Below are 21,993 nucleotides of genomic sequence, written 5' to 3'. Positions count from 1 at the left end.
TTCACGACCTTAACTGTTTGAAATTTCCTCTTTATGAATGGGAAAAAAGAAGTCGCTGTATTCGTCTTTTTTTTCTTCCCACTCTTCCAAAAAAATCATATGCTGCTGAATGGCAGCCAGAGATTTTACAGCTCTCTCGGCACTTGGGTATAAAGGGATTTTTGCCTGGCGGAGTTTATCCATCCCATCCTTTGCTAATGATTCTGCAATGGTCCAGGCGACGTACATTGGTTTTTCAGTCTTTTTTGAAAGCTCTATGATATCTTCCGCTACTTTAGCAGCAATGGACCCGCCAATCGTTGTCAGCATAAGTACAAGACCGTCAATATTTTCATCCTGGATAAAAACTTCCAAACTCTTTTTAAATGATTCAGGATCATTTAATATTTGAGCGGTTGTGTCAAATGGATTCTGGGGGGTAGAAAAATCGGGTGAAATATCTGTTAACGTTTTAATACTTGCATTTGAAAGTTCAGGTACCTCTAATCCATATTTGACGCACTGATCAGTGACAATCGTGCATGCCCCGCCGGATGTAGAGATAATTCCTATTCGGCTGCTTCTCAACTTATTGAATGAATCAAAGGCGATGGCATAATCAAATAAATCGTCCAGATCTTCTGCATTAATGGCTCCGTATTGTTTAAAAACAGCTTTATATACTTCATGATTTCCTGCAAGTACACCGGTGTGGGACTTAACTGACATTTGTCCAATTTTGCTTCTGCCGTTTTTATAAATAATGACAGGCTTTTTTTTGTTAGCTGCTTTAGCCAATGCCGACTTAAAGGTTTTTCCATCTGCCAAGCCTTCAAGGAAAATACAAATCGTGCCAGTGGACGGATCATCAACTGCATATTCAAGATAATCGGATGCATTCAAATCAGCTTCATTACCTGAGCTAATCCATTTATTGATTCCTATCTGTTTTTCCCACCCCTGGCTTAGCATGGCACCGCCGATGGCTCCACTTTGAGTTATATAGGATATTCTCCCACCCATGGGAATTTCTTTGCTCGTCATAGCCATGCTAAAGCTGGCAAACACCCTATTATTTACATTTGCAATCCCAATGGTATTTGGGCCGCAAATTCGTATATTGTGTTTCCTGGCAAAATCTATGATTTCCTTCTGCAGCAATTCTCCACTTTTGCCAGTTTCCGCAAACCCTGAAGCATGGATCATAACCACCTTAATCTCTTTTAAAGCACAATCCTTCAATGCTCCCATAAGCAGCTGCGGTGCAATTAAAAGACAGGCAAGATCCGGAGTTTCGGGAATCTCTGCAATTGATTTATAGCAGGTTAATCCTTGAATTTCTCCCCCTTTGGGATTTACCGGGTAAATTTCACCCTGGTATTGGTGTTTAAGCAAATGCTCAATCAATCTTCCTCCATGCTTTTGAACATTGCGGGAGGCCCCTACAACAGCTATTGATGAAGGATTAAGCAATTTTTCAATTATCTTGTAATTACTCAACTGGCTGCCACCTCCGTTATTCGATGATCCAGAATGATGCGGGCATCCAGTGCAACGGCACCTTTCCCTTGCTCATGGACAATCACAGGATTTAATTCAAGTTCAGAAATTTCAGGGAAGTCAGTAGATAATTCTGCCACTTTTTTTATGATGGCCTTTAAGCTTAATAAATCAGCAGGCAAAGTACCCCTAAACCCTCTGAGTATTTTGTTCGCCTGAATTTCAGTAAACATGTTATCGATATCCTTTTCTGCTAAAGGCAGTACTTTTAAAGTTACATCCTTAAGTACTTCAACAAAGATTCCGCCTGCCCCAAATAATAGGACTGGACCAAAAACATCATCACGGTTCATGCCTATAATAACTTCTTTATCGCCGCTTACCATTTGCTGAATGGATACCCCTATTATTTTCGCATCTGAATTATATTCATTTGCATTTATCATAATCTCATTATAAGCATTTCTCAGTTGCTGCTCGTCTTGGATATTAAGAATTACCCCTTTAGCATCAGACTTATGAACGATGTCAGGCGAAACAATTTTTAACACTAAAGGAAAACCGATATATTTTGCCTGCACAACGGCTTCATCAGCAGATCTTGCCAGGCGAAAATCCGGAACGGGAATTCCTATATGCCGAAGAATTTGTTTCGACTCTATCTCCGTTAGAACTGCTCTTTTTTCTTCCTTTGAAATGTTAATGATATGCTGTATAGCTGTCATAAAGGATATCCTTTCTAATCACTTTTAAAATTGAAATTCTTTTATTTTCGTATTGCTCATTGGGAAACCTATGCTCTTTTTTAATACAGAACGGCTAATTATCGATCATAAACGTACTTTTTTCTCATCTGTAATATCGCTGCTTAGTGCAAACCTTCGTTCAATATGATGCCTGTTTGCATTTTTTATTCCTAAAGCATCATTAGCAATGAGGATTCGCTGAATATTAGCAGAGCCTTCACCGAAATGAAGCATATTTGCGTAATTTACATATTTCATAATGGGGTATTCATCTGATATGCCGTTGCCTCCAAATATTTCTAAAGCATTCCTGGAGACTTTGGCAGCTACTTCTGAGGCAAAATATTTGGCATAAGAGCTTTCCCTTGTAGCCGTTTCACCTTTGTCCTTCAAGTATGCACTTCTATAAGTTTGGAGTCTCGCTGCATCTGTTTCAACAACCATGTCTGCAATCAGATGCTTGATCATCTGGTATTCGCCAATCGGGTTCCCGCCTACTATTCTTTCATTACAGTATTTAATAGATTCATCTATACACCCCTGCGCAATGCCAACAAGACGGGATGAAACAGTAAGCCTACCGTAATCCAGTGCATTCATGGCAATTTTAAATCCTTCGCCTTCTTTCCCAAGAAGATTTTCTTTCGGGATCCGGTAATCTTCTAAAAACACTTCGCAGCTTCTCATCATGTGGCCTAAAGAGCTAATCTCTATGGGTTTGGCGGTAAAACCAGGGCGGTTTGTTTCAATAATAAATGCTGAGATCCCTTTGTGGCCTGCTTTCATGTCCGTTTTAGCAAAAAGGACTCCAACGTCTGCTTCGTTCGCAAAAGTAATCCATGTCTTTGATCCATTGATTACATATTCATTGCCATCTAGACGTGCAGTCGTCTTCATGGATCCGGCAGGGTCAGAGCCCCCGCCTGACTCTGTAAGAGCAAACATACCAATGAGATTGGCTTTTATTAAATCGGGGACATACTTCTGAATTTGTTCCTCTGTTCCCCAATTTAAAATTGTAAAAGGACAAGTCATCGCCTGCATATTGAAAGCGTACCCAAAAGAAGGGTGAGCTTTGGAAATTTCCTCTGCAATAATGGCTAAGTTCAGAAAACCCATTTCCGACCCGCCATACTTTTCCGGAAAACAGGCTCCAAATAATCCTGCTGCCCCCATTTTCTGTAATATTTCCTTCGGGAATCTTCTTTCTTGCTCAAAATATTTTACATTCTCTAAAATCTCCTTTTCAGCAATGGCTTTTGCCATGTTTTTCACTTGTAAATTTTCATTGCTTAATTCAAAATTCATATAAACAAACCTTTCTATAAGTCTTTTATTCATCTCCAAGAATCTCAATTCTCTTTTCCAATGAATCTTTATATGGCTGCTCCCATTCTATTAGCTGCAGCAGCAAGCCAAGTGAACTTTTTGGATGGGTGAAAAACTCCTTTTTTACTCCATGACTTTCTTTGGAACCAATCATGTTAACTTCATTTTTCAGTAAGCTGTTATGTAACTCTTCGTAACCTTTAATTTTTAATGCGATATGATGCAAGCCTTCTCCTTTCTTTTCCAGGAATTTATATAGGTCCCCCTCGGAACTCAAAGGTGTTTCAAAGCCAATTATCACTTCTCCCAATAAAAAATACGCTGCACGGGCATTTTGTTCCGGTAAATCTAATTCTTTTATAAATTTCCCTTTAAAAATGGCGGAAAAGAGCTGCTTGCTTTTTTCTAGATCTTTTACAGCAAAAACAATATGATCAATATTACCCAATATTAAAGCACTTCCTTAAAAAGCTTAATAATTTAAGTTGGAATTTTTAGAATGTTTGGAATTAACTTTGTTTTTATATTATTATATTTATAAATATAATTCAATATTATATAGATATTTTCTAAAATTTAATTGTTATTTAGTTTGTTGTTCGATTTTTCTTTAAGAAAGGACGGATCTTTGTGAGGAACGGAAAACTTGCAGCCTATCCAAAGATAACTTTGTTTAATCCGCTTTTTGCCCAGACAATATCAGCTTTTGGAGTGTTAACATTACCTCTCAAGCTTCGGGGGCAATCGGGAGAGTGATTTGGGGTGCAGCAAGCGACCGTATAGGTGATAAACGAAAAATACTTACATTGATAGGAATTCTTTCATCAGGTTCTCTTGTATTTTTATCCCTCACTCCTTTCTTTAGGATCCCTTCCATTTTAATAATATTGCTAACTATCATTCTTGGCTTTTCGATAAGTGGATGGAATGGAATATATCAAGCCGCAATTATAGAATATGGCGGAGATCAAACGGCAGCAGTATCCAGCGGTGTTAGTTTGACTTTTACCTATTTGGGAATATTTTTATTTCCGCTCTTTTTTGGATGGTCAAAAGATACTTTTTCAAGCTTTAGCATTTCCTGGGTTATCGTTTCTATCTGTTTGATTGTTTCCACCCTTATGATCCATAGAGAAAAAAACACTCCTTCAGTAAAAACAAGTACATTCGCTGGATAAATTTCCAAATCCGAAAGCAACGGTCTATAAAATTATGCACCAACCAGCTTCCAATAAGGCAGGAGGGATTGCTTCTGTTATAAACAATAAAACGGATAATAGCACAACAATCATGTATGAGTATGGCTCATTTACTAAAAAAGATATTATTAGTAGTACAAAAATCAGGGAAGACATTATCCCTTTGTACAATTAACTCTCCCTCCTTACAATAGTTATTAACCTTCCTTTTCATAATGAGAGAAAGGTAAAAGGTTCCTCTGCATGCCAGAACTTCATCACCTAAACAATCAAATGAATGACTTGCGATATTTAGTGGCATGGTGCCCTGTGTTTTTAACTGTGTTTATATGATAAGTTTAATCCCAACTTGACAAATAGGATTAATGAGGATTAAAATTGTAATAACAAAAACTAAGGAGGGTTAAAATAATGCCATTGAACAGAGAAACTTTAATTAATAAACTGTTATCCCTGTCAATATTTAAGCATAATCAAAATCTATTTCGCTTAAGCGATCGCAAACTGGAAGCTCTGTATCTTGACCATTTTTTATATTCCCCTCATCCTCACAGCGGACATCAATCAGTTAAGTTAATAGGAAAAAATAGATAAAGAATAACTTCAATCAGTGGAGGATAATAAAAAAGCCTGCAATGCCATTATCACTGGCTATTGCAGGCTTTTTTTTCATACTTAAATACCATATGTTCCTTTTCGAAAATAATCCATTCTGTCCTGGAGCGATCCCATATGGAACTCATACTTTTGTCAAATTAGTTCCTTGCCAAATTCGGCACCACTTTTTCCTGTTTTGTTTCTTCAACGGGTTCCTCCGCTGGTTTGGCACGCTTAATGAAGAAAGCAAGAATGAGGGCAACTGCAGCGATAAAAGTTGCTACAAAGAAAGCGTCATTAATTCCACCGAGCATAGCTTTCATTAAAATATGCTGCTGCATTTCTGCCATTGCGGCTTCGGTCATTTGTGTGCCGCCATTTGCCATAGCAGCTTCTTTTGCTATCTCAGCAGCATGGGTTTCCGTCCTAGTTGACATTACTGTGACCAATAATGCTGTTCCAATTGCACCTGCGACCTGGTTTAATGTATTGTTCATGGCTGTACCATGTGGATACAAGCGTTTTGGCAATTGGTTCAGCCCATTTGTAGAAACAGGCATCATAACCATTGACATTCCAAACATCCTTACTGCATTTAGAACGATTAATTGTGAGTAGGTGGTTTCCGTTGTTAACCTGCTAAAAATATAGGTAGTAGCAACTATAATGGCCAAACCTACAATTGCTAAGATACGGCCTCCGATTTTATCGAAAAGCCGGCCAGTTATAGGAGACATTATCGCCATGACCAGTGCTCCCGGCAACATCATCAATCCTGCATCCAGTGGGGAAATCCCGCGGATGGTTTGAACATAAATTGGAATCAAAATCATTCCGGAAAACAGAGCCATATTTACCGTCATGGCTATAGCTGAAGATAATGCAAACATTGGATATTTGTATACCCCAAAATTAAGCATTGGACGGTCGGCTTTTGACTGCCTGACAATAAACCATATTAATGTAATGACTCCAATCGCAATCGTTAAGTAAACATGCGGACTATCCCAGCCTTTATTTCCAGCTGAGCTGAATCCATATAGAATCCCGCCAAATCCTATACTTGAGAGGGTCAGTGAAAAGATATCCAAACGGATATTTACTTTATCCTTTTTATCTTTTAATAAAATTCCGCCCAACAGGAGAATAACAGCTGCTATGGGCGTAAGGAAGTGGAACAGCATTCTCCAGTCGTAATGCTCAACAATCCAGCCTGATAGCGTCGGCCCAATTGCAGGCGCAAACATTAATATCAGGCCAAATACTCCCATCGCTGCACCGCGTTTTTCTACTGGAAAACTAATCAGCATGACATTCATCAATAGAGGCATCATGATGGCTGAGCCTGAAGCCTGCAGCATTCTGCCTGCAAGCAAAACCGGGAAAACATGTGCCACACCTGCCACAAGTGTTCCAACAGTAAATAATCCCATTGCTACTATAAATAATCTGCGGACAGTATATTTTTCAATTAAAAAGGCAGTAGCTGGGATTAGAATACCATTTACAAGCATGAATCCAGTCGTTAGCCATTGCACAGTTGCTGCCTCTATTTCCAAGTCTGCCATAATAGAAGGCAAAGCAATATTCAATAATGTATTATTTAAAAAGGCAATAAATGCGCCTATCATTAAAACAGCCAGAATCCCATACGGCGGACGATCTGTTTTATTTATTGTTTGTTCCATTGTTGTTCCCCCTGTACCATCAGTTCATTCTTTTATACTATCGTTACACACAAAATATATAATATACCATGAGTACAATTAATGCAACTTAAAAAACTTGTAAAATAGAGGGTTTGTGTAATTCATTTGAATCATGTACTATAAGATTATACCGACAGTTCAAATAAAATAACAGGTGATTATAAATGAATGACAGGAAACAGCTTGTGATTAAAAAAGCACACCAATTATTTCTGGATAAGGGCTTTCAAGCTACTTCAATTCAGGACATTTTAGAATATACCGGGATAGCAAAAGGAACTTTTTATAATTATTTCTCTTCAAAAAATGAACTGCTTATTTCCATTTTTAAAACTTTACACAAAAAAATGGAATTTGAAAGAAATCAGCTTCTTATTGGCAAGGATCCTACCAGCATTGAGGTTTTTACTCAGCAGATTGAGTTTCAAATGAATATGAATCGTTCAAATAATTTGGTTACTCTTTTTGAGGAAATGCTTGTTTCACACGATCCGGAGCTTATGCAGTTTATTAAGCAAGGACAGCTGAGAATGGTTCATTGGATCTATCAGCGGTTTATTGAAATTTTTGGGGAAGATAAGAAACCATATTTGCTTGACTGTGCGATTATGTTTCTTGGAATACTCCATCATAATGTAAAGTACAACACTAAAATCTTTGAACATCCATCGAGCATCAATCATGTGATCCAGTATTGCGTTGACCGAATCACAAAGGTGATCGAAGAAGTAAGCACGGCAGGCGATCAGCTGCTGGACCCTGAACTGATAGACAACCGCTTTAACCATTTAAAACAACAGGACCAGGGTTTTAAACATAATCTTTGCCAAACTGTATCAGCCCTTAAGAAATCGATGCAGCAGGATCAGGCTCATTGTATAGAACTTTTGGATTTTATCCAGGAAGAACTTCTGCACGCCAAACTTCCGAGAAAGTTTCTGGTCAATAGTGCACTCCACTCACTAAACAGCTGTTTGAATTTTTTGGATCCGATCAAATTGAAGGAACTAGAAAAGCTTGCTTCCGCTTTTTTCAAACAAACGGAAGAAAATCCTGATTAATATCCTAAGCCTAACCCTTCCTGGTTAGGCTTTTTTTTATATTAAATTTCTCGGCAGCTAAATTCCACGCTTGCTTTTTTAATACATTCATAATCCTGCCAAAAACGGAAACACTAATAATTAATGCCAAACGAATCGGTGATTGATACATGAAAAAAGATTTAAAAACAAAAAGGCCTTTGTCTGATTTTGCTATTGAAGAGCTGAAACAATCATTTTCCAAATCCCATGATTTTAAAAATTTAGCTTATTCCAATCGAAAAACAGGCATACATTTCTCATTCATTTTTTTACCACATTAGTTAATAAAAAGATGATTAGCAAAAGCTTCCTGCCCGGATTGCTCCAGGGGAATTTCCGAAAGATGGATGATCTGAAAATGATTCTTCCTTCTGCAGATATTTATATATGCGAGGGGTTGACTGGTGCGGAGCATAAGCTTCTAAATGGCTATATTATGGTCACAATTGAAAATGAAGCAAAAAAGGTTGCTTACATTTCTGCTCAAAAAGAGTTTGTCCGCGAGTTGGCTCATGCAGAAGTCGAGCATACGGTTATTGGACCAAAAGAAGCTTTTGTGGAATCGATAGGCCAAAATTTGAACCTCATCCGTAAGAGGCTGCCTATTTCTGAATTGGTCATTGAGGAATATACAATCGGAGATATCTCCAGAACACCGGTAGCAGTCCTTTATATTGAAGGAATAACCAATAAAGATTATGTGAGCATCGTTAAAGAGCGCCTTGAAAACATTGACTTTGATGAAATAACTGACAGTTCTTATATCGTTCAGCTTATATCCGATAATAAAAATTCTCCTTTTCCCCAGCTATTGGATACGGAAAGGCCGGATAGGGCCGCAGCTGTACTGGCAGAAGGCAAAGTTGTCATAGCGGTTGATGGTTCGCCACATGTATTGATCACACCTACAACGTTTTCGGAATTCTTCAGTTCCTTTGAGGATTATTTTCTGAATTGGATCATAGGTTCTTTTGTGAGGTTACTCCGAGCCTTCTCGGTTATCTTCTCGATCCAGATTACCTCTATCTATGTGGCAACGCTTACCTACCATATGGAATTGATACCGACGGATTTACTTGGAACTCTAGTGTCATCCAGACAGCATATCCCCCTGCCTCCTTTCTATGAAGCTCTTTTGCTGGAACTGGTTATTGAACTTTTAAGAGAAGCTGGGGCAAGGCTGCCGACCAAAATTGGCCAGACTATCGGTATTGTGGGCGGTATCGTAATTGGTACTGCCTCCGTCGAAGCGGGTCTAACAAGTAATGTACTTCTTATTATCATTGCGTTAGCAGCCCTTGCTTCGTTTACAACACCTGTGTATAAAATGAACAATTCGATTCGTTTCCTAAGGTTTCCCTTCTTGTTTTTTGCCAACCTTTGGGGATTTGTAGGAGTCTTATTCTGTTCATGCATTTTATTAACCCATATGATTAGGCTGACTTCTCTTGAAAGGCCATTTTTAGAACCGTTTTATCCGCCAAGATACAGAGATTTAAAAGATTCTTTCATTCGGTTTCCTTTTCAGCCATTAAGGCCTGTTTATTTAAGGACGCAAAATCCTTACCGATTTACAAAGCAGAAAAGCAAAGTAAAGAGAGATATTGATGAGTAAAAGAATTTATGCCTGGCTTGGAATGCCAGGCTTCTTGCTCTTGGCAAGGTCAATTAGTGTCGCTTTTTTTGTGTTGATCTTCATAAGGCTCGAATGTAAATGGAATGCCAATCATTTTTGCTGTTAACTCATCATAGGAAACTAAATCTTTTTTGGACAGCTCTTTTAATGATCTTTTCCCCATTGCCCGCAATCCCATTTTTATTTCTTCCGTGCTGGCTGTTAGAAATTTTTCTGCTGATTTTACTCCGTCATCTATTTTAAATGAATCCTTAAATTTCCCCTGGTTCCAAACAGCTTGAGTTGGAGGTTCAAAAGGGAGCGAATTTAATGTATGCAAATGGGATACAGTAAACAAAATGACAGATCCGAGATAAACAGCATCTGCTCCTAAAGCAAGAACCTTTAGAAACTGCCCGGGGGTAAAAAGGCCTCCTGAAACAATTAAACTGATTTCTCCCTTCTTTTTTCTTTTTTCAAGGTGCCTGGATGCACGAACAACTGCATGCAGGGTAGGGATCCCAAAATCATCAGCCAATATAGGAGGCGCTCCCATTGTAGCTGCCTGCCCTCCATCTATCGCAATAAAATCCACTCCCATTTCAATTAAATTGTCAATGTCTGCTTCTATTTTTCCACCGGCCCCTATTTTCGCACCAATTGGCACTCCGCCTGACAATTTACGAAGTTCATCCACCAAGTCCATCAAGTCCTTTAAAGTCTGCTTATCAAAAAAATGTTCTAATATTTGAGCAGTCTCATTTTCTTTAAGGCCCATGATTTCTCTGGCACGACCCGTTAAATTTTCCGGCGAAATATTTCCGCCCATTCCTTGCATGGCACCCTGGCCCAGCTTCAGCTCAATCATATCGGCCCGCTTAATCAGTTCTTCTTCTTTCCCCCATTCGGTTTTTGAGAACTGAAGAATATACTTACCCGCACTTTCAAGTTCTTCAGGAAGAATTCCGCCTTCCCCTGAGTTGATAGCCGTTCCCGTATTCTTGGCTGCTGTAGCCAGTGCAATTTTCACCTGCTCACTTAGAGCAATGCCATAAGCCATCCCGCTGACCATTAGCGGAATTTTTATTTTCATTGGCTTTTTTGCTTTGGGGCCAATTGTTACCTTCACATCAACCTCCTCATCCCCATCAAGGGGGAAAGGCGTTGTCTGGACAGGGATAAAAGTAATTTCGTCAAAATGGGGCCATTTTTTCGAGGACCCAAATGGCCGGTGCAGGACATCTCCTGTTTCAGCACGCAAGTTATTTTCCAGAGCATTTTGCACACCCAAATGGCGGAAACCCGGGATCATTTCAATCAGATTCTCCTGATAGCTGTCTGTAAAAAGGATTTTTCCCGCTTTCTTCACAATGCGTTTCATAATCCAGCGCCAGCCAATAAGCATAAGCAGTAAAATAATAAATAATAAAATGATCATAGCTAATATAATCATCAATAACAGATCAGACATACCATTTTCTCCATATCCTACTAGTGTCTTTTATCATCCATTATTGCCATAGGATAGGAATTTAACCTTTAATGAGGACAGGAATAGCTTCTTTGAATGAAACCACTTGGCTTTCCTTACGGGTTTATTAATTACCTTTAAAAAAACAGGAGTGAAAGGGGAGCTATTAAACTGGGGTGATTGGGGATTAAAAGAAGTAGTTCTAAGGAAAGTCCGTTTTTGCACTATCAGAAGAAGTGGGTGCACTCATACGAATTATCAGCGGTGAACCATTTTTCGAATAATTTTAGAGGAAGAAGTCCATTCTATCAAGAGAATATTCTTTACTAAAATGGGGTGAAAAAGTGAACAATTCAGATGTCAATCAATCCAAAAATGTGGAGAAGTCCATTGAGGCGGATGGCGGTCTGCTTGAATCGATGATGGAGCCAATGGACCAGCTCTCAAAGGTTGCTCATGAAAATACGCAGAGAAAAACAAATCGAGATGAGGAACGATAATCTGAAATGCCGGTATCATGCTTAATGGCCTGATACCGGCATTTTCGATTTATCAGGATTTTCTTAATAAGATTAATAAGCTTTTTCACTTTATTTTCATGTTGGCTGTGAAATATATGAGTGGAAAGGGGAGGTACAGCCCCGTCCAGTGCTTAGAAGCAGCAAGCTTTCAAAAACTTCCAGTGGATCGCGGCCTTTAGATACTTCTTCAACCGACAGTCATGACAACATAGTGCTGCAGAACTTCCCGGTGCATTTCCTGAAGATAATCCTGAATGCCAGGATTATTGGCCAAATAGCTGATATTGTAAGGATTATCCGCATCTGAAAAATCCTCTCTTTTGGCCAATAGATTAATAAGTCATCCAGCAGATTATTTTGATCTGACTGCGCTTTTTGAAACCCTTCTATCCTAGGCTTCCCGGTGATTTTTTATCTAAGTTCCAAAGGATATAAATTCTGTTATTACAAAAAAGCCGGTCCCCATTTTTATACAGGCCGGAATAGAAACCATTTATGTTTTATAATGTTCCTATTACTCTTTCCTGCACTTTATCTTGAATTAATACCTCCAGCAACTTAGATGCACATGGTTCTGCAGGGATTGAATCGGGCTCAAACCCAAAATCCCTGATTCGCTTCTCCGAACTGCTTCCCATGCAAACTATCGTTAAGTTTTTTAAGATGTCTTCTGCCACTATATCATATGGTCTTCCATTTTCGATAAAGGCATCCACAGAGGAACTGCTTGGAAATACGATTGTATCAAGTGAAGCTTCCATAAGCATATTTTTTACCACAGGAACAAAAGCTTCATCTAGGATTGTTTCGCTGGTCTGGAAAATATCATGTTTTCCATAACGGTCAAAATAATAGCCCCTATTTTCATCCATTTTCCGATTACCTATAATTAATAGTCCTCCGGAATGATACATATTATCTGCCAGATGACCATATAATCCCCGATCTATTAAGACTTTTAACGATTTTTTAGACAAACAGTAAATTGTTGCGTGCAGTTTTCTAATATCTATTTTTCTGCTAATCAGCAAATCAAAAAACTCATTGATGCTCTCATGCGAGGTGAATAAAATACGTTCATACATGAATAATTGATTGAGGATGGTTTCATCTATCATAACTTCTTTATTAGCCCACTTCGGAAATTCAATGACATCTGCACCCTGATCTTTTAACATTTCCGCCACAGGGCTTTTTGCGGTACCGGTACGCGCTAAAAGAATTTGCCTTCCGTACAGAGGCTTTTTTTCAAACCATTTAAATTTATCCCTTAACGAAACAATATCACCAACTAAAGTAATAGCAGGATTTTTAATTCCTGTCTCCCTCACTTTTTTTACAATATTCCCCAGTGTTCCTTGCACTGTCTGCTGCCTTCCATACGTCCCCCATTGGATAAGAATGACCGGGGTTTCTTCCGGTTTTCCATGCTGTATAAGATTTTCAGCAATAAAGGAGATGTTGGATACACCCATATAGAAGGCAATGGTATCGACACTAGCAACTAATCCGGCCCAATCGATATGGGGCTTCCCTTCTTTCGATTTGTCATGCGCAGTTACCACCGCAAAGGAAACACCATATTCGCGATGTGTAACAGGGATGCCTGCATATAAAGGTGCCGCAATTCCGGAGGATACTCCCGGAACAATTTCAAATGGAATTTCATTTGTTACAAGCGCTTCGGCTTCCTCGCCGACTCTGCCAAAAACTCCCGGGTCACCGCCTTTTAAGCGGACAACAATGCATCCGTCCATTGCTTTCTGAATAAGAAAATCATTGATTAATTCCTGTTTAAGTAAATGCTGCTGCGGAATTTTCCCGCAATAAGTCAACTCACAATGGGAAGGGGCATACTCTAATAGTCTGGGATTTATAAGCCGGTCATATAAAATAACATCTGCTTGCTGAATTGCTTTTAACCCTTTTATTGTCATCAAGCCTTCATCCCCAGGACCTGCTCCTACAAGAAATACCTTACCTTTTTTCAAGTCCCCACCCCTTTGTCTTCTTTTTAATCGCCGGTGTTCATCTGGTAGTAATTGGCCAGTTCTACAATAGCACTGCCCATTCTCTCCACCTTGGGGAAAATCACCCGATTTATTCCTTCATCATATAATGCTTGTGCGGTTACCTTTCCGACTGCCAAAGCAATAACTTTTTCAGAGAAAGCCCTTTTCAATTGATTTTCGGCATCCTGTTTACATGCAAATTGAATTAAATGACGTACCTGTGGAGTACTCGTAAAAACCGCTGCTTCCAGTTTTCCTTCAAGCAGCTCAGAAAGAAGTCTTTCCATTACTTCCGTTTCCGGGGGATTGTGGATATACGGAAGAATTTCTTCATATTGAGCGTGCTGTTCATCCAGCCACTGGATTAGCCTTGGTGCAGGGTCGCCGTAAAGCTGAAGAGCCACATTGCTTTTCTCCAAAGAATAAGCTGCTAGGCTGCGTACCAGCCCCTCGGTACTTCCATCGTCATCCCGGACTTCAGGTGATAGTCCCAGCTTTTTTAGCAAATTAACCGTTTTATAGCCTCGTGCTGCAATTCTTGTATTATGCAGAGTCCCAATAAACTCTTCTCCCATCCCTATTTCTAAAGCTGTATTATACAAGGTCTCCACACCTATACCAGTGGTAAAGATAATCCAATCAAACTTGCCTGCTGTAATCCGTTGTATATGGTCTTTTAATTTAGTATCTACTCGCAAGGATGTACCTTGCGCAGGCCTGCTAACAGCGATCCCCCCCAGATTTTCAACAATTTTGCTTATTTCTTCTATTTTTCTTGATCCAAGGAGAGCAATTCGCTTTCCCTCCAGCTTTTTCATCCAAAAAACCTCCAGCCTAATCTTCTTTTATTCTTCTATTATAAGATAGACTTTGCCATTCTCAACTACTGTTTTATAAGTTTGAACGCACCCCGTATCAGGAGCTTGCACTTTGCCGTCTTCCAGACAAATTTTCCAATCATGCATGGGGCAAAAAACAGAATCTCCGCTGACCAAGCCCTCAGTCAGTACACCGCCTTTATGGGGACATCTATTTTCTATTGCACGGATCTTGCCATTAGATAATCTGAACACAGCAATATCAATTCCGCCGACTTTTACCGTTTTTCCCAGTTTTTCTGGCAATTCATGCATAGAGCCTATCAGAACCTTGACAACACTTTTATTTACCAATAGAAACTCCTCCAATCCTATGATTTATGATCTTACAAGACTTTCAAATAACTCATTTTTTGTTTTATTGTTATTGATAATCTCTTTCCAAGGATCTTTGTATACTGATAGCGCCTCATCCATTCGGACATTTAATTCTTTGCGCTTCTCTTTATCATCCAGCACCGACTGGATATGTGGCAGACCTACACGGTCTACCCACGCGGAGGTGCGTTCCAAATAACTGGCTGTTTCTCTGTAGTATTGAAGGTAAGCACCTGTGATTTCCATCAATTCTTCATCTGTCTTCACTTTATAAAGCAAATCTCCCCGTCTTACATGGTTACCTCCATTGCCGCCAACATAGATTTCCCAGCCGCCGTCTATGCCAATAAAACCGATATCCTTGAACCCTGACTCAGCACAGCTTCTTGGGCAAGCGGATACCGCCATTTTGACTTTATGGGGAGTCTGCAATCCTTCAAATTTCTTTTCCAACGCTGCCCCAACACCCATTGAATCCTGGGTTCCGAAACGGCAGAATTGCTCGCCGACACAAGTTTTTACAGTGCGAAGCGATTTTCCATATGCATAGCCTGATGGCATATCCAAGTCGGACCATACTTTAGGCAAATCTTCTTTTTTCACACCGAATAAATCGATCCGCTGGCCCCCTGTAACCTTTACTAAAGGAATTTCGTATTTATCAACGACATCGGCAATCTTGCGCAAGTCATTCGAATTTGTCACCCCGCCGTACATCCTTGGTACCACCGAATAGGTGCCGTCTTTTTGTATATTGGCATGCAATCTTTCATTTACATAGCGTGATTCCCGTTCATCCTCATATCGGGTTGGATGGACCATTCCCAAATAATAATTGATGGCTGGACGACATTTGGAACAGCCTTCTTCAGAGACCCAGCCCAGGACATTCATTACCTCCTTAACATGGGTTAGCCCTTTTGATCGTATTTCTTCAACTACTTCATCCCTCGATAATGAAGTACAGCTGCAGATCGCTTCTTTTTGGATGCTTCGATCAAAATCTGCTCCAAGTGTATGCTGAAGCAAATCAGCTACCAGCGGTTTACAGCCTCCGCAGGAACGGGAAGCGCTTGTGCAGGCTTTAATTTGATCTACTGTTGTGCATCCTTCAGCTTGAATGGATTCAATGATTCTCCCTTTGGAAACACCATTGCATCCGCACACTGTTTCTTCGCTGCTCATTTCGGCGACCAGGCTATCTCCCGTATCCTGGCCAACCGGCTGTAATAGGGAGACCTTCGCAGTTTCAGAGATATCGGCCTGCTTTTTAATCAGGGAAAAAAGACGATTTCCTTCCTGACTGTCTCCAAAAAGAACAGCTCCTACGATCTGATTTCCACGAAAGACCATTTTTTTATAGACACCTTCATAGTCATCAAAAATTTTTAAGGCTTTTTTCTCTTTATCTTCTAAAAAATCTCCTGCAGAGAATACTTCCACACCTGATACTTTGAGCTGGGTTGAAAGAACAGAACCTTTATACGGGGCAGTTTCCACCCCGCAAATATGTTTGGCCAGCACTTTCCCCTGTTCATATAGAGGGGCGACCAGACCATATGGAATACCATTATGCTCGGCACATTCTCCGACTGAATAAATATGGGGAATACTCGTTTCAAGAAAATCATTTACCACAATGCCGCGATTCACTTGTAATCCGCTTTCCTGCGCAAGTTTAATATTCGGACGGATTCCAACAGCCATTACAACCAAATCAGCTTCCAGCACAGTACCGTCACTGAAGATCAAGCCTTCCACCCGTTCATTTCCGATAATAGCCTGTGTTTGTTTTTCAAGTAAAAAGTTCATTCCCTGTTTTTCAAGTTCTTTTTGTAATAGCTTTCCTGCTGTTTCGTCCAGCTGCCTTTCCATTAAAAAAGTGGAGATATGAATCACAGATACTTCCATGCCTAAATTTAATAAGCCTCTTGCTGCCTCCAACCCAAGCACCCCCCCGCCAATGACAGCCGCCTTTTTATATTTTTTCGAAGCCTGCAGCATTTTATCGGTATCCTCCAGATCCCGAAAAGCTGTAACCCCCTCCTTATCAGCTCCCGGTATTGGAAGGATGAATGGCACTGACCCCGTTGCCAGGATGAGCTCATCATATGGCTCAATTCTTCCTTTATCTGAGACGACGACCTTCCTGCCAGGATCTGCCTTCACTACCGTTTCATCTGTGTATAATCTAATATTGTTGGTTTCATACCAGTCCCAATCATTCAGGGTAATATCCTTTACTTCTGTATCCCCCTGTAAAACTTTTGATAATAGAATGCGATTATAATTGGGATGGGGTTCACTTCCAAATATCGTAATTTCAAACTTCTCCGGAGCGACTTTTAAAATTTCTTCCACTGCCCTGACACCAGCCATTCCATTCCCAACAAGGACCAATTTCTTCTTTTCCATTTTTAAAAACAGCCTCCCCGATCATTTGAATTTATTAGAATAAAATATCTCCTATTAAACTTATAGTTTTTCTAAGTGACTTACGTTCACCGCAGTAACTTTAAAACCTGGCATACGGCAAACAGGATCGAGCTGATCCGATACCAGGAGATTGACATTTTAGTTTTCAGCCCAATGAAAAGGGACAAAAATGGTATCCTGCCTGATATCTTCTGTCCATTGGCTCCTAACAATAATGCTGCCTTTTTTTGATTTAATCTTCATCATTGACTTATTCAAAATACCGAACTTCTTAGCGGTTTCCGGATGAATTTCAGCAAAAGACTCAAAGTTTCTTGCCGCTAGTGATGGACTTTTTCTTGTCTGAACTCCGGTTAAATAATGGGAAATCACTCTTCCTGTCGTAAGGAACAGCGGATATTCCCCATCAGTTGCCTCTTTTGCTATTTCAGATGTATTGGATACAGGTATCATCACAGCTTTTCCATCTTCGTGGGCAAAGGAATCTTCAAAAAGCCTTTCAGTTCCTTTATGGTCTGGACCCGGGCAAGGCCATAGAATTCCATCCCCCTTTTTAAGACGCTCATAATTGATACCATAATAATCGGCAGTACCTTCCCTGCTGGCTTCTCTTAGTTCATTGAATATTTCTTCTGGTCCGGAAAAAGAAAAATAATCTTCCTTTCCTAGCAATCTGGAAATCTCGCAAATGATTTGCCAATCATGTTTTACTTCTCCTGGACACGGCTTGCTTGCCGGGCGAAGCAGCACTCTTCCCTCCAGATTCGTCATCGTTCCCTCGTTTTCCAAATAAGAAGTTACCGGCAGGATCAAATCGGCCAGCATTGCTGTTTCTGAAATAAACATATCGGCAGCAACAAGAAAATCGAGTTTTTCCAGGGCTTTTTTCACAAAGTCTGCATTCGGGTTAGAGACGATGGGATTTGAGCCCATTAATAGCATTCCTTTAATCTCGCCATCCTCGATTTTATTCATCATTTCATAAGCAGAGACACCTTTGCCGGGCAATTCACTTTCGCGTATATTCCAAACACGTGCGATATAATGCCGATGATCCTGATTTTCAATGGAACGGTAACCGGGGAGCTGATCAGCTTTAAGGCCATGCTCCCGCCCTCCCTGTCCGTTTCCCTGTCCAGTGATTGCCCCATAGCCGCATCCAGGCTTACCAATCTTCCCTGTTATTAAAAGAATATTTAAAAAATTGCGGACAGTATGGTATCCATCTGTTTGCTGTTCAACGCCCCTTGCTGTAAAAATCATCCCGGTTGCTGCTTTCCCAAATAGAATAGCTGTTTTCCTAATTTGACTTGCAGGTACCCCTGTCAATTCTTCAACTTCTTCTAACGTAAGGGTGTTTACATAGGCCTTAATTTCTTTAAATCCTTTTGTCCTCCCCTCTATAAACGGAAGGTTAATCTCTTTTTCTTCTACCAGGACCTTCAAAATCCCGTTTGCCAAGGCTGCATCGCTGCCCGGCTGCGGTTTTAAGTGCAAGTCTGCCATTTTAGTTGTGGAAGTCTCCCGCGGATCAATGGCGATAATAAAAGCGCCGTTCTCCTTCGCTTTTTCAAAATAAGGAAGAAGTGTTGGCTGGCATTCAGCAATATTGGTTCCCGCCAGAATAATACATTCAGCCAGCGGAATATCATTTAATCCGTTCGTCATTCCCCGGTCCAGCCCGAAAGCATGAATAGCAGCCGATGCAGCCGAAGACATGCAGAACCGCCCATTATAATCAATATATTTTGTCCTTAATGCCACTCTCGCAAATTTGCCCAGAAGATAAGCTGTTTCATTGGTTAAAGAGCCTCCGCCATACACGGACAAAGCATTTAATCCATGCTCAGATTGAATTTTCTGGAATTTTTCCTTCATAACCCCCATGGCTTTCTCCCATGACACCTGTTCGAATTTTCCGTCCACTTTCAGCAGCGGAGATTTGAGGCGTTCAGGATGCAGGGCATGCTGATGGGCATTCAACCCTTTTATACATAAACGTCCATGTGATGTAGGATTTGCTTTTCCAAGAACCCGATATTGCTTCCTTGTTACAATAGATTGTTCAATTACCTGTTTTTTGCATTGCATACTGCAGAAAGGACATTGTGTATCATAAACTTTCTCTGTTTGACCTTCCTGCTGCTTGGCTCGGAAATATTTTAATAGCAGTTCTGTCATAGCTCATTCCTTTCTGCCTTTCATAGTTCATTTATTGTTTTACAAACTAATAAACGGGTAACTTATGGCGGCAATTATATGAATCTTCGACAAGGCGCTGAATTAAGAGTTTTCTTAGTTCCAAATCAAACACCACTTCCCGCAGGTGTATAAGCCCAATCCTTTCTGTCCATTCCTTAACGCTCTCCAAATATTTGGCGGATTCCCTGAAATATTGAACCAATGTGCAAATCACCTCCTCCGCTTCCTTCTCAGTTGAAGCAATTGCCAGAAGCTCTCCAGTTTTTAATTGGATTCCTGCATTTCCGCCGATATAGATTTCCCAGCACTGTCTGAGTTTGATGACCCCAATATCCTTAACACCAAATCCTGCGCTGCCATGGATGCAAGAAGCGATTCCAATTTCCAGCCGGTCCGGAGATACTATGTATTCCGTTTTTTTCTGAAGCTGGATAGCCAGTTTCTTTGAAGTACCATTTTCACAGCCACAGCCTTTGTAACCGGTCAGCAAGGTGACGCTGACTGAATTATTCTCATGTATAGGGATTAATTTCATGTCTAAGGACTGCCATATTCTCTGCAAATCTTCCTCTTGGATTCCTTTTAGCATGATCCGTCCATCATTGCTGATGACTATTTCCTGTATACTGTATTGTTCAGCCACGGCTGCTATTTTTTGCAATTGACTGCTATTGGTTTCTCCCAAATATATTTGCGGTTTGATTGTATAGGTGCCGTTTGACTCCCTGACTGCGTTGTGTGTTTCACCAACAAAGACAGATTGGCCATCTCCCTCATAATCGGGAACTATCATTCGCAGGATATAATGCAAAGCAGGCACGCAGATGGCGCAGCCATTTTCTTTGCGCCAGCCAAGATCTGTAAATACTCCTTCTACTCTTTGCAAGCCGCGAAGCTGGATCTCCTCTATAACCTCTTCTTCTGATAGATCCGTACACATGCATAATGTGTCAGGTTCGATATTTTCATGGAAATCATCGCTTTTTATATAGTACAGAAGCTCTTCGACCAGCGGCTTGCATCCTCCGCACGTGCCAGAAGCCTTTGTACATTCTGTCACTTCTTCTGCTGTCTTCAGCCCTTTTGTTAAAACAGCTTCTGCAATCGCCTTTTTTGTGACACCATTACAGTTGCAAACGATACTGGATTGAGCCATTGAACTTATGCTGTAATCCTTTTTAGAAGAATTCAAAAGAAGCAGCTTTTCTTCATCAGAAAAGTCTTTCTTCTTCACCATCATGTCAAATAACCTTACATGGTCTTTTATGTCACCCATTAATAAAAATCCAGCCATTTTGTTATGCTTAAAAACAATTTTTTTATACGTTTGTTCATCTTCGTCATATAAAGTCAGAGCTTTTTTATAGCCTTTTTCAAAAAGTTCTCCTGCAGAAAATACATCCATTCCGGATATCTTCAGCTTCGAAGATAAAATGGAACCTTTATATTCCTCAGTAAACTTTCGGCAGATATGTTTCGCCAGTACTTTTCCCTGCTCATACAACGGCTTTACAAGTCCGTAAACCATCCCTCTATGTTCAGCACATTCACCGACAGCATAAATATCGGGGATACTCGTTTGCATAAAATCATTGACCATTATTCCCCGATTTGTTTTTATTCCACAATCATGTGCAAGCTTAATATTAGGCCTGACTCCAGCTGCTATAATCACCAGATCAGCCGGAAGTTCTGTCCCATCTTTAAAAATAACCCTTTCGACACGGCTGCTTCCTTCAAAGGACTGTGTTTCCTTTTCCAATAAGAACTTCATCCCCTGTTTCTCAAGCGATCTTTGCAAAAGATTTGCTGCTTTAGAGTCCAGCTGTTTATTCATGATTCTTGCTGCATTATGAACCACATGGACATCCATTCCTAAATGGATTAGGCCTTGGGCAGCCTCCAATCCCAGCAAGCCTCCCCCAAGTACAACAGCATTTTCACCTTTTTTTGATGAATGAATGATTTGCCTGCAATCTTCTATCGTACGGAATGTCATTACTCCTTCTTTGCTGCAGCCAGGGATCGGCGGGACATAAGGAGTAGAGCCGGTAGCCAATATAAGCTTGTCATAGGAAACTTTCCGATTTTTATTTGTGGTAATTGTCTTTTTCGCAGTGCTCAACTTCATAACTGTTTCATTTTTGAATAATTCGATTTGATTCTTCACATACCACTCAGATTTATGGATTGTCAGATTTCCAATGGAAGACTTCCCTTGCAGGATAGAAGACAATAAGATGCGATTGTAGTTTAGATGGTTTTCACTTCCGAAAACCGAAATGGAAAACTGGACGGGATTATGATGGAGGATTTCCTCTATACAGCGAACTCCTGCCATTCCGTTTCCAATAAGAACCATTTTTTCTTTAGCCATAATAACCCTCCAGCAACTTGAT

At 40.2% G+C, this 21,993-nt stretch carries 15 protein-coding genes and 2 pseudogenes; 4 read left to right on the top strand and 13 right to left on the bottom strand.

Features of this window, described 5'->3' with window-relative positions; all coding sequences use genetic code 11:
• Positions 1-9 precede the first annotated feature (9 nt).
• From NCCP133_RS13735 to NCCP133_RS13720, 4 genes are all read right to left on the bottom strand, one after another.
• Positions 10-1,479, bottom strand: a complete 1,470-nt coding sequence (locus tag NCCP133_RS13735; protein ID WP_264805587.1) for an acetate--CoA ligase family protein — start codon at positions 1,477-1,479, stop codon at positions 10-12.
• Complete coding sequence (locus tag NCCP133_RS13730; RefSeq protein WP_264805585.1) at positions 1,476-2,204, bottom strand: acetate--CoA ligase family protein; 729 nt, start codon at positions 2,202-2,204, stop codon at positions 1,476-1,478. Before NCCP133_RS13730 ends, NCCP133_RS13735 begins: the two co-directional genes overlap by 4 nt.
• Before the next feature lie 105 nt (positions 2,205-2,309).
• Positions 2,310-3,533, bottom strand: coding sequence for an acyl-CoA dehydrogenase family protein (locus NCCP133_RS13725; protein ID WP_264805584.1), 1,224 nt, complete (start codon positions 3,531-3,533; stop codon positions 2,310-2,312).
• A 25-nt stretch (positions 3,534-3,558) separates the two neighbouring features.
• On the bottom strand, positions 3,559-4,002 hold the full coding sequence (locus tag NCCP133_RS13720) for a VOC family protein (RefSeq protein ID WP_264805583.1): 444 nt from the start codon (positions 4,000-4,002) through the stop codon (positions 3,559-3,561).
• 304 nt (positions 4,003-4,306) lie between these two features.
• Here NCCP133_RS13720 and NCCP133_RS13715 point away from each other — a divergent pair, with 304 nt between their 5' ends.
• On the top strand, positions 4,307-4,732 hold the full coding sequence (locus NCCP133_RS13715; RefSeq protein ID WP_264805582.1) for a hypothetical protein: 426 nt from the start codon (positions 4,307-4,309) through the stop codon (positions 4,730-4,732).
• A gap of 776 nt (positions 4,733-5,508) precedes the next feature.
• Here the strand turns inward: NCCP133_RS13715 and NCCP133_RS13710 are convergent.
• Entirely contained in the window at positions 5,509-7,038 is a 1,530-nt protein-coding gene (locus tag NCCP133_RS13710) for a DHA2 family efflux MFS transporter permease subunit (RefSeq protein WP_264805581.1), read from the bottom strand.
• A gap of 185 nt (positions 7,039-7,223) precedes the next feature.
• On the opposite strand from NCCP133_RS13710, the gene NCCP133_RS13705 reads away from it, so the two are divergent.
• On the top strand, positions 7,224-8,120 hold the full coding sequence (locus tag NCCP133_RS13705) for a TetR/AcrR family transcriptional regulator (RefSeq protein ID WP_264805580.1): 897 nt from the start codon (positions 7,224-7,226) through the stop codon (positions 8,118-8,120).
• Positions 8,121-8,269: 149 nt separating this feature from the next.
• Positions 8,270-9,756 (top strand): annotated as a pseudogene (locus NCCP133_RS13700) (spore germination protein).
• Positions 9,757-9,805: 49 nt separating this feature from the next.
• Here the strand turns inward: NCCP133_RS13700 and NCCP133_RS13695 are convergent.
• Entirely contained in the window at positions 9,806-11,227 is a 1,422-nt protein-coding gene (locus NCCP133_RS13695; RefSeq protein ID WP_264805579.1) for an FMN-binding glutamate synthase family protein, read from the bottom strand.
• Positions 11,228-11,571: 344 nt separating this feature from the next.
• On the opposite strand from NCCP133_RS13695, the gene NCCP133_RS13690 reads away from it, so the two are divergent.
• Positions 11,572-11,727 carry a hypothetical protein gene (locus NCCP133_RS13690; RefSeq protein ID WP_264805578.1) on the top strand — a complete coding sequence of 52 codons (156 nt, stop codon included), beginning with the start codon at positions 11,572-11,574 and terminating at the stop codon, positions 11,725-11,727.
• A gap of 208 nt (positions 11,728-11,935) precedes the next feature.
• Here NCCP133_RS13690 and NCCP133_RS13685 read toward each other — a convergent pair whose 3' ends face one another.
• From NCCP133_RS13685 to nirB (NCCP133_RS13655), 7 genes and pseudogenes are all read right to left on the bottom strand, one after another.
• Positions 11,936-12,076, bottom strand: coding sequence for a hypothetical protein (locus NCCP133_RS13685; RefSeq protein ID WP_264805577.1), 141 nt, complete (start codon positions 12,074-12,076; stop codon positions 11,936-11,938).
• A gap of 172 nt (positions 12,077-12,248) precedes the next feature.
• Positions 12,249-13,739 (bottom strand): uroporphyrinogen-III C-methyltransferase, encoded by a 1,491-nt coding sequence (gene cobA, locus NCCP133_RS13680; RefSeq protein WP_264805576.1) that lies wholly within the window; start codon positions 13,737-13,739, stop codon positions 12,249-12,251.
• 23 nt (positions 13,740-13,762) lie between these two features.
• The gene (locus NCCP133_RS13675) at positions 13,763-14,578 is read right to left on the bottom strand and encodes a uroporphyrinogen-III synthase (protein WP_264805575.1); all 816 of its coding nucleotides are present in this window, start codon (positions 14,576-14,578) and stop codon (positions 13,763-13,765) included.
• A gap of 27 nt (positions 14,579-14,605) precedes the next feature.
• Positions 14,606-14,932, bottom strand: a complete 327-nt coding sequence (gene nirD / locus NCCP133_RS13670; protein ID WP_264805574.1) for a nitrite reductase small subunit NirD — start codon at positions 14,930-14,932, stop codon at positions 14,606-14,608.
• 24 nt (positions 14,933-14,956) lie between these two features.
• Positions 14,957-17,371 carry a nitrite reductase large subunit NirB gene (gene nirB, locus NCCP133_RS13665; protein WP_264805572.1) on the bottom strand — a complete coding sequence of 805 codons (2,415 nt, stop codon included), beginning with the start codon at positions 17,369-17,371 and terminating at the stop codon, positions 14,957-14,959.
• Between the two features lie 60 nt (positions 17,372-17,431).
• Positions 17,432-19,573 (bottom strand): annotated as a pseudogene (nasC, locus tag NCCP133_RS13660) (assimilatory nitrate reductase catalytic subunit NasC).
• A 46-nt stretch (positions 19,574-19,619) separates the two neighbouring features.
• Positions 19,620-21,971 carry a nitrite reductase large subunit NirB gene (gene nirB / locus NCCP133_RS13655; RefSeq protein WP_264805571.1) on the bottom strand — a complete coding sequence of 784 codons (2,352 nt, stop codon included), beginning with the start codon at positions 21,969-21,971 and terminating at the stop codon, positions 19,620-19,622.
• Positions 21,972-21,993: the final 22 nt, after the last annotated feature.

Source organism: Cytobacillus sp. NCCP-133, assembly GCF_026011715.1.
Taxonomy (GTDB): domain Bacteria; phylum Bacillota; class Bacilli; order Bacillales; family Cytobacillaceae; genus Cytobacillus.
Note: the sequence above shows the minus strand (reverse complement) of the source record. Positions and strands in the feature narration are given on the sequence as shown.